Source organism: Acidimicrobiales bacterium (assembly GCA_030747595.1).
In the GTDB taxonomy this organism is placed as follows: Bacteria; Actinomycetota; Acidimicrobiia; order Acidimicrobiales; family MedAcidi-G1; genus UBA9410.
In genome coordinates this window covers 1-11,896 of sequence record JASLKK010000003.1, presented here as the reverse complement: position 1 = coordinate 11,896, position 11,896 = coordinate 1, and the positions used below count along the sequence as shown (strand labels likewise).

The following is an 11,896-nucleotide window of genomic DNA, read 5'->3' as shown; positions in this document are numbered from 1 at the left end:
ACCCACTGGTGCGGCGGCCGTGGCGGTACGACTGCGTCTGGCACGGTAGTGGCTGTCCGGGGAGGGCTCGAACCTCCAACCTCCTGATCCAAAGTCAGGCGTTCTGCCAGTTGAACTACCGGACACTGCGCATGCCCGATGATAATGGCCGCCCCGATCAGCGCATCGGAGGCAACCGGTCGACTCAGGTATCCAATCGGTCGACCTCGCCGATGTCCTCGTTCCAGAGCATCGGATTCGCCGCGATGAAGTCCGTCATCATCTCAATGCATTCCTCGGAATCCAGGTTCACCACCTCGACGCCGTGGGACCGCAGCAGGTCCTCGGCACCCAGGAACGTGCGGTTCTCGCCGACCACTACCCGCCTGATCCCGTACAGAAGAACCGCGCCGGTACACATATGGCACGGTGAAAGCGTGGTGACCATTGTGGCTCGGGCATAGGTGGACGCTGGTAGCCGGCCGGCCGCCTCGAGGGCATCGGTCTCGCCGTGGAGGATGGCCGAGCCCTGCTGGACCCGTCGGTTGTGGCCAGCGCCCAGCACCTCGCCGTCGACCACCAGCACCGCTCCGATCGGGATGCCACCCTCAGCAAGCCCGGCACGGGCCTCGACAATGGCCAGGTCCAGAAGGGATTCATCCTCGGTCCGCGAAGCATCCATCGGCATAGCCTCCCATCGCCAAGCGGTCGAGGGGCAACGGGGCCGAAGAGGGAGTGCACCACCTGACGTTCGAATGATCGGTTCCCACCACGCCGGCCGTCGCAATCCTCGACGGCGCCGTTAGTCTGCGGCCCGTCATGGGATCCCTGATCAAGAAACGCCGTAAGCGCATGCGCAAGAAGAAGCATCGCAAGATGCTCAAGCGCACCCGCGCCCAGCGGCAGCGGGGCAAGTAGTCCTAATCTCAGGCCATCGCCGCCTGTGGAATCGTCCGCACGACTCGGCGACCGCCTCCCGGATACTCCCCCTCCACGAACCACGTACTCCCGCTGCCGGCCAGCCTCGGACGGCGACCCGTCGCGTCCCCGAGCACGTCCCGCCAGCGCACCAACTCTGGCACCAGGTCCACGGCCGCTGGCTCGAGGTCATTGCCGTGTTCGCCTGTCGGGCCGCCCATCTCGTCCCACCGTCGGTAGACAGCGGGCGTCGGACAGCCGACAGGCGGTGTCAGCAGGGTAAACACCTGCTCCTCGAACGGAAGGGGCTCGACGATCTCGCCGATACCGGCCACCCGGGCCCGGCCACCCATCAGGCAGAACGCTACGTCGGCGCCGATCCGCGCTGCGGCGACCAGATCAGTGAGGCCCGCCCAGCGCAGCACCGCTGCCGCATCGGCCGACCCGCCACCGAGGCCCGAACCCGCCGGAATCACCTTGTGGACCACCACATCAACCGTCCGGTCGACCAGACGTAACGCCCGGGCCACCAGATCGTCAGAGTCTCCGGGCACCGTCAGCCCGCCGCCGCCGGTGAGGTCCTCGATCGTTAGCGTGCCGCCGCCCGTCGGCGGACCGACCACCAGTTCGTCAGCCAGGTCCAGGGCCACCATCTCGGCATCGATCAGGTGGTAGCCGTCGGCTCGGAGGCCGACCATCCGCAGCGACAGGGTGAGCTTGGCCGGAGCAACCAGCACCTCGGTCGTCATGAATTAGCACCCACCGGGCCGGACGCGTCGACCAGCGCCGCCCACTGCTCGAGACTCAGTTCTTCGGCCCGCTCGGTCGGATCTACTCCCGCGGCCACGATGACTGCCTCGTCGACTAGCCCGGCCAGCGACCGGCGCAGCATCTTGCGGCGCTGGCCGAACCCTGCCCGGACCAGGCCGAACAACCGACCTTGGTCGGCGTTGACAGCCGGCTCGGGCCGACGTACCACCTCGACGAGGGCCGAGTCGACGTTCGGGCGGGGCAGGAAGACAGAGGGCGGCACTCGGCCGACCAGCCGTCCGACGGCGTGGTACGCCACCTTCACACTGGGCAGTCCGTAGGCGTCGTCACCTGGACCAGCCACCAGACGGTCGGCCACCTCCTTCTGGACCATCACCACCATCTTGCCGATGGCCGGCACACCGTCCAGCAAATCGCAGACAAGCGGAACAGACACGTTGTACGGGAGGTTGGCAACCAACGTCCAGTTCCCATCTCCTGGATCGCCTCCACCCGGGCCGGTGTAGAGCACCGAATCCCAGTCGACCTCCATGGCGTCGGCGTGGACGATCCGGACGTCTCGACGGGCCCCCGGTCCGGCCATCACCTCGGCCAACACGCCAACCAGTGCGTCGTCGATCTCCACGGCGGTGACCGAGGCTCCGGTGTCGGCCAGGGCAAGGGTCAACGAACCCACGCCCGGCCCGATCTCGACCACCCGGTCTCCGGGCCCGACGCCAGCCAGTTCAGCGATACGTCGCACCGTGTTGGGTTCGACCACGAAGTTCTGCCCAAGCGACCGCTTTGGGTGGATGCCATGACGCTCCAGCAGGCCTCGGACCTGCGTCCGGGTGAGGGTCACGATCTGGCGGTCGACGCGGTAGCGGGCCGGACCCGAAGGTCGCTCAGGGCAGGTAGCGGCCGCACACCGGCCACTGGCCCCGACCTCGCAGGTCGTAGAGGGCCTGGGCCATGCGGTCCTGATCGGCAGGCGTTGCGGCAGCCGGGTCCACGCCGACGAGATGCTCGAAGTTCAGTCCGGCTATCCAATCCCAGGTCTGTCGGCTGAACTGGTAGGCGCCTCGGTACTTGCCGGTCGGGTTCACCGCCGTGTAGTTGCCAGTGGCTTCGCAGAACCGCAGTGCCTCCCACTGAATGTCCGACGGACCATGCGGATGAGGATCGGTGTCCCACGGGATGGTGGTCGTCGGGCCCGGGGCGACCATGGCCTCCTCGCGACGCTTGAGCTCCTCGGCCCGGAGGCGGGCCCGTTCGGCCTGACGATCGGCCTCCAACTGTCGGCTGGCCAGCAGGGCGTCCAGCTCGGCCCTCTCAGCGAACTCCTCGGCGGCCATCAGGCGGGCGGCGGCCAGCGCCTCGGCCTCGTGTTCGTGGGCCACGACCGCCATCTGGTCCTGAACCTCCCGAGTGGACCGGGCCAGATGCCAGTCCCGGGCCCGCGAACTCAGCTCCGAAACCGCGGGGGTGGGCCATGCCCCCGACGAGGAACGGTCCGGCGTGGCGACGACGAGTTCGATCGTCTCGATCCGGGGCGCGTCGCTGACGGGGCGGGTGGCCGCGTCAGCCGTCCCGGTGAGTGCACCGGGCGACGACGGGTTCTCGAGTACGAACAGCGGCAACGCAGCGATCGTGGCCAGGGCCACGACGACCACACGCCACCGTTCGACGGTGGGTTCAACGTCCAGAGCTCCGTCCCCTTCCCCTCCGGACACGACCGGCCATGGCCGGATCGCCGGCGCGACGATAGGGACGACAGCCGGTCAACGCAAGATCGGGGACGGATCGACCAGCCGGTCGTCGGTCACCGCCCCGGGGGAGGAACCCCGGAATACACGACGCGTCAGGTCTGGTCGTGGCCCGCTAGTGCGTAGAAGACCCGAGCGTTGGCCGTGGTGGCCTCAGCCACCTCGTCGACCCGCCGCCCCATGGCCTCGGCCACCGCGGCACCCACCAGCGCCACGTGGGCCGGCTCGTTGGCCTTCCCGCGGTGGGGCACGGGCGTCAGGAAGGGCGAGTCGGTCTCGACCATGACCCGATCCAGTGGGCAGATAGCCGCCGCAGACCGGAGATCATCGGCGGCCCGGAAGGTAATGATCCCGCTAAACGACAGCAGGGCACCTCTCTCTAGTCCCTCACGGGCCTCGTCGGGGCCACCGGTGAAGCAGTGGAACACCGTCCGGTTCGGAACCCCCTCGGCGTCCAACAGGGCGAAGGTCTCCTCCCACGCCTCACGGGTGTGGATGACCAACGGGAGGTCGTGGGCGTTGGCCAACCCGACCTGGGCAGCGAACACTTCTCTCTGGGCATCGCGTGGCGAGTGGTCGTAGTGGAAGTCCAACCCCGCCTCACCGACCGCCACCACTTTCGGTTCCGACAACAGATCGGCCAGACCTTCGACGCCGTGGCTGGCCTCATGGGGGTGGACGCCGGCCGTGGCCCATACGTCGTCATGGGCCGACGCCGTCACGATGGCGGCCCTGCTGTCGTCAAGGTCGCACCCCACGGTGACCATGCCGACCACACCTCCAGCCCGGGCCCGGTCCACCACCTCGCCTGCATCAGCACCCAGGTGGCAGTGGTTGTCGAACCAAGTGGACATGGTTACCGGGGTCCGTCGGCTACTCGGCCGGGGGTTGTTGGATGGGTGACTGGCCGTCGAGCAGTTCGTCGAGGTCGATCTTGGTAAAGAGCGGAGTGGGCTTGGACACAGGCGTGCCAGGTGCCGGCTCCACCCGCTTCCAGGCGAGGACGGGTCCGAACACGTCCTCGAGAGCCAGCGTGGTGAACGGCAGGTAGGGAGACAACGAGACCCGGACGCCGGCTACCGCGGCCAGAGCAGTACCCAGCACCACCCGGGCCCGGCCGGGGTCGGTCTTGGCCAACTTCCACGGTTCGGTGGCGTTCAGATAGGCGTTGACGGACGCCGCGGCATCCATGCCAGTCCTCAGCGCTGCCCGCAACTCGACCTCCTCGATCTGGTCGGTCACGGTGGCCAGCGCAGCGTCCACGGTGGCCAGCACGGCGAGGTCCTCAGCGTTCCGTCCATCTGCTTCGGGCACTACCCCCTCACACGTCTTGTGGACCATCGACAACACCCGGTTGACCAGATTTCCCCAGGTGGCGACCAGTTCCTCGTTGATGCGGCGGCCGATCTCCTCGACGGAAAGGTCAGTATCGCTTTGCTCAGGCAACGAGGCGGCCAGCGCATACCGCAGCGCATCGGCCTCGAAGAGTTCGAGCCCCTCGCCGATAGTCAGGCCCACACCACGACTGGCCGAGGCCTTCCCGCCCTTGAAGGTCACGTACTGGTTAGCGGGCACGTCTGTGGGCAGGTTCAACCCGCCGTATCCGATGAGCATCGCCGGCCAGATGATGGTGTGAAACGGAATGTTGTCCTTGCCGATGAAGTAGACGGAGCGGGCGTCGTCGCCTTCCCACCAATCGCGCCAGGCCTCAGGGTCACCACTAGCCCTCGCCCATTCCTTGGCTGCCGAGAGGTAGCCGATGACGGCCTCAAACCAGACATAAATCCGCTTACCGGGGCCCAGATCGTCGACCGGCAACTCGATGCCCCAGTCGAGGTCCCGGGTGATGGCGCGATCCTGGAGACCCTCGTCGACCCAACCCTTGGAGAAGTTGAGTACGTGCCGGCGCCAACCCTCGCGGGTGCCCAACCACTCCCCCAACCGCTCGGTGAAGTCCGAGAGCCGCAGGTAGAAGTGTTCAGTGGAACGCAGCTCGGGCGTGGAACCCGTGATCTTGGACCGGGGGTCGACCAGTTCTTCGGGGTCAAGCGTGCGGCCACAGTCTTCGCACTGGTCACCGCGAGCCTCCGTGTAGTCGCAGTGGGGGCAGGTGCCCTCGATGTACCGATCGGGTAGGAACCGGTCGGCCTCGGCGTCGTAGTACTGGTCGCTGATCCGACGATCAATGTGGCCATTGTCCAGGAGGCGCATGAAGACGTCCTGGGTGACCTCAGCGTGGTTGGCGGTGCCGGTGGAGGTGTAGCAATCCCAACTGATGCCGAGCCGATCCCAGTCGGCGACGAACTCGGCGTGGTAGCGAGCCACGACGTCAGCTGGGGTGACCCCCTCGGCATCGGCCCGAACGGTGATCGGGGTGCCGTGGACATCCGATCCGCTCACCATGATCACCCGGTTGCCGACCAGGCGCTGGTGGCGGGCGTAGATGTCGGCCGGCAGGTAGGCACCGGCCAGGTGCCCGAGGTGACGCGATCCGGAGGCGTAGGGCCAGGCCACGGCCACCAGTACCGGCGTGCCAGCAGGCGTACCAGCAACAGGTATCTCGGCGCGCCGATCGGTCTGGGGTGTATCAACCATTACCCGCAGGCTACCGGTGGGCCCGCGATCGAACGGTGCCCGATACCGGCCCTCAGGGAATCCAATCGGCAGCGATCCCGCTCCGTCAGCTCTCGAGGCCCAGGCGGTAGGCCCGGCGCCGCGACACCCCGAGACGGCGGGCCGCCTCGTCGGCGGCGTCACGGGTCGACGCCCCGCTGGCCCGTGCCTCCGCCAGCACCACCCGAATACGCTCGTCGCCGACCTCGGACGGCGGCGGTGCCCCTTCGAGCACCAGCACGATCTCGCCCTTTGGCGGTTCGGCGAACCGCTCAGCCAACTCAGCCACCGTGCCCCGGACGAACTCCTCGTGGAGTTTGGTGATCTCGCGGGCCACCACGGCCCGCCGGTCGGGACCCACAACCCTGACCATTTCTCCCAGGGTGGCTGCCAGACGATGCGGCGATTCGAACAGCACCATGGTCCGTTCCTCGACGGCCAACTCGGCCAGCCGATCCGAGCGGGCCGAGCCTTTGCGGGGCAGGAACCCCTCCATGCACCACCGGTCAGTAGCCAGACCGCTGGCCGCTACGGCCGCCACCGGAGCAGAGGGCCCCGGCACCACGACCACCGAATGACCGGCGTCGACGACCCGGCGCACCACCCGTTCTCCGGGGTCCGAGATCCCGGGCATACCGGCGTCGGACACGAGGGCCACGGTGGCTCCCTCGCCGATCCGGCGCAGCACCACGACTGCGGAACGTTCCTCGGTGTGATCATCGAGGCGGAGGAGGTCGCTTCCGGTGATTCCGGCGTGCTGGAGCAGTCGACCGGTCCGCCGGGTGTCCTCACAGGCCACCAGGTCGGCGCTAGCCAACGCTTCGACGGCCCGTGGCGACAGGTCGCCGAGGTTGCCGATCGGAGTGGCCACCAGCATCAGTCGGCCCGGTACCAGCCGGCCAGTCATCGACTCGTCTCCTGATCCACGGGATTGCCATCGCATCGAACCAACCATGGCATGGCACTGAGCGTACGTCCCGACCGACGACCGAGGGCGGGCCTCGCTCCTATCAGACGTTGAAACGGAACTCCATCACGTCGCCGTCCTCGGGGAAGTAGTCCTTGCCCTCGCTACGAACCAGCCCGGAATCCCGTGCCCCGGACCACGAACCCTTATCTAGCAGCGTGTCCCACCGGATGGTCTCGGCCCGGATGAAGCCTCGTTGAAAGTCGGTGTGGATTCGACCGGCGCACTCGGGGGCTGACGAGCCGGCCCGGAAGGTCCAGGCCCGGCTCTCCTTCTCACCGGTCGTGAAGTACGTCCGCAGACCGAGCAGGTGGTAGGCGGCCCGGACGAACACGGGCAGCGCACCCTCACCCAGTCCCAGCCCCTCAAGCATCTCGACTCGGTCGGCCTCAGGTAGAAGGGCAGCCTCGGCCTCGAGTTGCACGCACATTCCTACGACCTGTGCGTCGGCTTCCGCTCCTCCGGGACCAGCGGTGCTCGACGCACCCTCGAGTTCGGCGCAGACCGGCGCCAGTACCGGGTCAGGATCCATGACCTGCTCCTCGTCGAGGTTCACCACGGCCAGGACCGGCTTGTCAGTGAGGAGGAAGAACGGCCGTAGCGCCGTCCGGTCATCGGCCGAAAGGTCGCTGCGGTATAGGGGCACGCCCTCACCGAGCTGGTCCACGGCCTTGCCGAGGGCCGCCAGGGCCGGGCCTAGGGACGGATCACCCTTGGCGGCACGGCGCACCTTGTCGAGTTGCTTCTCGGTGGTTTCGAGGTCGGCGAGAGCCAGCTCCACCTCGACGACGCGGAGGTGTTCCAGTGGGTCGCTCGGGCCCGGCACGTCGGCATCGCGAAAGGCTCGCAGGACGAACACGATGGCGTCGACCTCGCGAATGCCGGCCAGGAACTTGTTGCCCAGGCCCTCACCCTGGGATGCCCCCTCGACCAAGCCGCCAATGTCGGCGAACTCCACGCTGGTTGGGACGACCTTCTTCGAGGAACTCATCTCGGCCAGACGGTCAAGACGAACGTCGGGGACCTTGGCCACGCCGATATTCGGGTCAGTGGTGGCGAATGCGTAAGGGGCGGCCAGGGCGCCGCCTCCAGCCAGTGCGTTGTACAGCGATGACTTTCCCGCGTTGGGTAGCCCCACGAATCCGAACCGTTCCACTTGGGGCCTCCGGCTCCGACGTGTCCTCTGGTCGGATCAGGCTAGGTCCGACGGCCGGACGGCCGACGGCTGTGTGACCGAGGCCCGGCGGTCTGACTGGATCAGCCCTGCGGATCCGGTGATGGCCGCCGCTACCCTGACCGACATGTCAAAGCGCACCAGCAGGGCGAAGGCCAACGTCCGCCGTAAGAAAGCCAACCACGGTCGCAAACCCAATCTGGGTCGCAACAGCTGACGAACCCCGTCATGGCGTCCCTTGACGAGCCGGTTCTCTGCCGTCCCGACGCCTTTCCCAGCAGTCAGTTCGAGGCCTTCCCCGCCAAGGGATAGAGCCAGGGGCTCGCTCGATCTGGTGCACTTCGTCTTCTCGAAGCTCGCTTCAACGTGACCGGTCACCAATTGGCCGGACTTCTACACGATCGACATCGAGTACAAGTCGCTCAAGCTTTACCTGCGGACCTTTGACAGTCGCAGCATCTTCGCCGAACGTCTGGTGTCCGAAATCGCCGCCCACCTAGACGATGTCGTTGCGGTACCGGTCTCCGCCGCCCTGACCCAGCAGGCCAGCAGCGGCATCGTCACCACCGTGACGGTCGCCGGTGCTCGGTCCTGAACTCGGCCTCCTGGACCATTCCCGCTGACCGGAATCGCCCGTACCTCACCGACCCGATCAGTTTCATGTGCGTTCGGTCACAGGAGGGAGTACCGTCATCTGTCCTGCGGGTGACCATGGGTCGTCGCGCAGCGCAACGATGCGACAAGGGACCGGAGGGGTTCATGAGTAAGCGATTTACCAGCCTGCTCGCTGTGATGCTGGGGTTTGCCCTAGTTGTCTCGGCGTGCGGTAGCGACAGCGACGATGCCGCACCAGCGGCGACCACCGCGGCACCCGCTGCGACTGCTGCACCGGCAGCCACCGAGGCTCCGGCACCGCCGGACGAACCGGTCAATGTGGGACTGGTCTTCGATATCGGTGGCCGCGGAGATGGGTCATTCAACGACATGGCCTATGCAGGTCTAGAGAAGGCGGCCAACGAGCTCGGAGCCAACATCTCCGACGCCTCGCCCAACTCTGATGGCTCGAATAGGGCAGAACTACTCCGCCTGATGGCTGAATCCAACGATCTGGTGATTGGTGTTGGCTGGCTGTTCGACTCCTCGATGGCCGAGGTGTCGGCCGAATACCCGGACACGAACTTCGCCATCATCGATGGCTTCGTGGATGCGTCGAACGTGGCCTCTCTGCTCTATGCCGAACACGAAGGTTCGTTCCTCGTGGGTGCGGCAGCGGGTATGAAGACCAGCGCCAACGTCATTGGATTCATCGGTGGCGTGAACTTCCCACTGATCAACAAGTTTGAGGCTGGTTTCGCCGCCGGTGTCGCGCAGACCAACCCGGACGCAACAGTCCTGGTCGAGTACGTCACCGAACCACCGGACTTCGACGGATTCAACGCTCCTGACCGGGGCCGCGAGATCGCACTGTCGATGTACGAAAAGGGTGCCGACATCATCTACCAGGCCGCTGGTGGAACCGGATTCGGTGTCTTCGAGGCCACAAAGTCCCATACCGAGGACTCAGGTTCGAAGGTCTGGGCCATTGGCGTGGACTCTGACCAGTACAACGTGGTCGATGACTCGGTCAAGGAATACCTCCTGACCTCGATGATGAAGAACATGGACGTATCCGTGTTCGACACCATTAAGGCTCAGGGTGAAGGCACATTCCAGGGCGGAGCGGTCATGTTCAACCTCTCCAACGACGGAGTTGGTTACGCCACAAGTGGTGGTTTCGTAGACGACATTGCCGGGGATCTTGACTCCCTCAAGGCAAAGGTCGTTAGCGGCGCCATCAGCGTGCCCGAGGTGCCCGGTGAGCGGGCAGTGGTTCTGCCCGACCTGGGCGGCCGCGTCGTCACCATCGCGGTGGACAACGCCTACCTGCCGTTCGCCTACATCCCGGCTGACACCGGTGTGGCTATGGGTTGGGACTACGACGCCATGGACGAGGTCTGTGCACGACTGAACTGCGTTCCGAGCTTCCAGGAGTTTGGCTGGGACGCCACGATCATCGCCACAGGCGAGGGCCAGTTCGACATGGCCGGTGGCGGTATCACGATCACCGAAGAGCGTGACAAGGTCGTGGACTTCTCGATCAGCTTCATCAGCACTGACCAGAAGATCCTTGTGGCCAAGGGCAACTCGGAGATCGGCTCTCGTGGCGACCTCGAGGCTGCGAACTGCAACGTCGGTTCGCAGACCGGAACCACCAACTACGACCTTTCAGTGGACGTAGTCGGCGAGGACCGGATCGTGGCATTCGAGTCATTCGCCTTTGCCGTGCAGGCCCTGATCACCGGTGACGTGTGCGCCGTGATCATGGACGACGTGGCCGGTCAGGGCTACCAGGGTGAGAACGCAGATTCTGTGGACATGCTCCCCGATCCCCTGCAGTCGGATCCGCTGGGCTGGGCCTTCACTGAAGGCAGTGACCTCGTGGCTCCGTTCAACGAGGCCATCCAGTCCATGAAGGACGACGGCACTCTCGCTGCACTGAACGGCAAGTACTTCGGTACCGCATTCACGGTCACCTACGACGACATCGGTGACGGCGCCTACGCCGAGGACGCGGCGGCGCTGCCTGGTGATGGTGTGTCGTTGACGATGTGTCGTGCGAACTGGGCGTCTGGTTACATCCAGGCCGAGATCGTGCGTCAGGTCCTTCAGCAGGCTGGCTACGAGATCTCTGATCCGTCGGTCATCGAGTTGGGCCCGTCCAATGCCTATACGGCAATGGCTGAGGGTTCGTGTGACTTCTGGGCCAACTCTTGGTACCCGGGTCACTTCTCGTGGTTCGAAAACGAGTTGTCTGACGGCAGCCTCGTGGGTGACCACGTTGAGGCTGTGCCGGGTCTGTTCCAGGACTCTGGTGTCCAGGGCTTCCTGGTGACCAAGACCTGGGCTGAGGACAACAACATCTCGACGATTGATCAGATCAACCGTGACGAGTCGTTGTGGTCGCAGTTCGATTCTGATGGCAACGGCAAGGGCGAGATCCTTGGTTGCCCGGAGTCGTGGACCTGTGACGACATCATCGAGAACCAGATCGCCTGGGGTAACGGCAGTGAGCCGTGGGACAACATGGAGGAGACCAAGGCCGAGTACGACGCCTTGTTCGCCGAGATGGTGAACCGCGTCAATGCCGGTGAGCCGGGGATCTTGTACACGTGGTCGCCTGCTTCGTACCTGACGGTGCTGGTGCCTGGTGACAACGTGTTGTGGCTGTCTGTTGAGGCGGTTCTTGACGAGTCCAACCCGTTGGGCAAGGAGGGTGGCGAGAACCACCAGCAGGAAGAGGGCTTCACGGCCTTCGGTGCCGACATGTGCACCCAGCCCTGCCAGTTGGGTTGGTCGGCTGCTGACATTCAGGTGTCGGCCCGTACCGACATGCTCGATGGCACTGATGGGTTCTTGCGGAAGCTGTTCCCGTTGATCAAGCCGTCGATCCTGGACATTTCGTTCCTGCAGGTCGACCAGACCGATGGTGACGGTTCCCAGGCCCATGTCGCTGAACTGGCGACTGGCTGGATGGCTGAGAACGCGGCTCACGTTGATGCGTGGATCGCTGAGGCTGCTGGCTGAACGGCCTAAACGTTTGATCCCGGATCCGGTCCCTCTCTGAGGGGCAGGCAACGGGACACGGTGACCGGAGGCCGGGCCCACAAGGGCCCGGCCTCCCACCGTTTT

10 protein-coding genes and 1 tRNA gene are annotated in these 11,896 nt (G+C 65.6%); 2 read left to right on the top strand and 9 right to left on the bottom strand.

Annotated elements, in window-relative coordinates; translation table 11 throughout:
* Window positions 1-49 precede the first annotated feature (49 nt).
* Together QF777_02625 and QF777_02620 are read right to left on the bottom strand one after the other, a co-directional pair.
* Window positions 50-125 (bottom strand) — tRNA-Gln (locus tag QF777_02625).
* Window positions 126-184: 59 nt separating this feature from the next.
* Window positions 185-661, bottom strand: coding sequence for a nucleoside deaminase (locus tag QF777_02620; protein ID MDP6910447.1), 477 nt, complete (start codon window positions 659-661; stop codon window positions 185-187).
* Window positions 662-798: 137 nt separating this feature from the next.
* On the opposite strand from QF777_02620, the gene QF777_02615 reads away from it, so the two are divergent.
* The gene (locus QF777_02615; GenBank protein MDP6910446.1) at window positions 799-897 is read left to right on the top strand and encodes an AURKAIP1/COX24 domain-containing protein; all 99 of its coding nucleotides are present in this window, start codon (window positions 799-801) and stop codon (window positions 895-897) included.
* Window positions 898-905: 8 nt separating this feature from the next.
* Here the strand turns inward: QF777_02615 and QF777_02610 are convergent, their stop codons facing one another.
* The 7 genes from QF777_02610 to ychF form a co-directional block, all read right to left on the bottom strand.
* Window positions 906-1,646, bottom strand: a complete 741-nt coding sequence (locus QF777_02610) for a 4-(cytidine 5'-diphospho)-2-C-methyl-D-erythritol kinase (protein MDP6910445.1) — start codon at window positions 1,644-1,646, stop codon at window positions 906-908.
* Complete coding sequence (gene rsmA, locus QF777_02605) at window positions 1,643-2,509, bottom strand: 16S rRNA (adenine(1518)-N(6)/adenine(1519)-N(6))-dimethyltransferase RsmA (GenBank protein ID MDP6910444.1); 867 nt, start codon at window positions 2,507-2,509, stop codon at window positions 1,643-1,645. Before rsmA ends, QF777_02610 begins: the two co-directional genes overlap by 4 nt.
* 43 nt (window positions 2,510-2,552) lie before the next feature.
* Window positions 2,553-3,380 carry a transglycosylase family protein gene (locus QF777_02600; protein MDP6910443.1) on the bottom strand — a complete coding sequence of 276 codons (828 nt, stop codon included), beginning with the start codon at window positions 3,378-3,380 and terminating at the stop codon, window positions 2,553-2,555.
* Between the two features lie 128 nt (window positions 3,381-3,508).
* Window positions 3,509-4,267, bottom strand: coding sequence for a TatD family hydrolase (locus QF777_02595; GenBank protein MDP6910442.1), 759 nt, complete (start codon window positions 4,265-4,267; stop codon window positions 3,509-3,511).
* A gap of 19 nt (window positions 4,268-4,286) precedes the next feature.
* Window positions 4,287-6,008: a methionine--tRNA ligase gene (gene metG, locus QF777_02590; protein MDP6910441.1), complete on the bottom strand. Its 1,722-nt coding sequence runs from the start codon at window positions 6,006-6,008 to the stop codon at window positions 4,287-4,289.
* Window positions 6,009-6,093: 85 nt separating this feature from the next.
* Window positions 6,094-6,933, bottom strand: coding sequence for a 16S rRNA (cytidine(1402)-2'-O)-methyltransferase (rsmI, locus tag QF777_02585; protein MDP6910440.1), 840 nt, complete (start codon window positions 6,931-6,933; stop codon window positions 6,094-6,096).
* Between the two features lie 103 nt (window positions 6,934-7,036).
* Window positions 7,037-8,149, bottom strand: a complete 1,113-nt coding sequence (ychF, locus tag QF777_02580) for a redox-regulated ATPase YchF (protein ID MDP6910439.1) — start codon at window positions 8,147-8,149, stop codon at window positions 7,037-7,039.
* A gap of 777 nt (window positions 8,150-8,926) precedes the next feature.
* Between ychF and QF777_02575 the strand changes: the two genes are divergently transcribed.
* Window positions 8,927-11,791, top strand: a complete 2,865-nt coding sequence (locus QF777_02575) for a BMP family ABC transporter substrate-binding protein (GenBank protein MDP6910438.1) — start codon at window positions 8,927-8,929, stop codon at window positions 11,789-11,791.
* The last annotated feature ends 105 nt before the right edge of the window (window positions 11,792-11,896 follow it).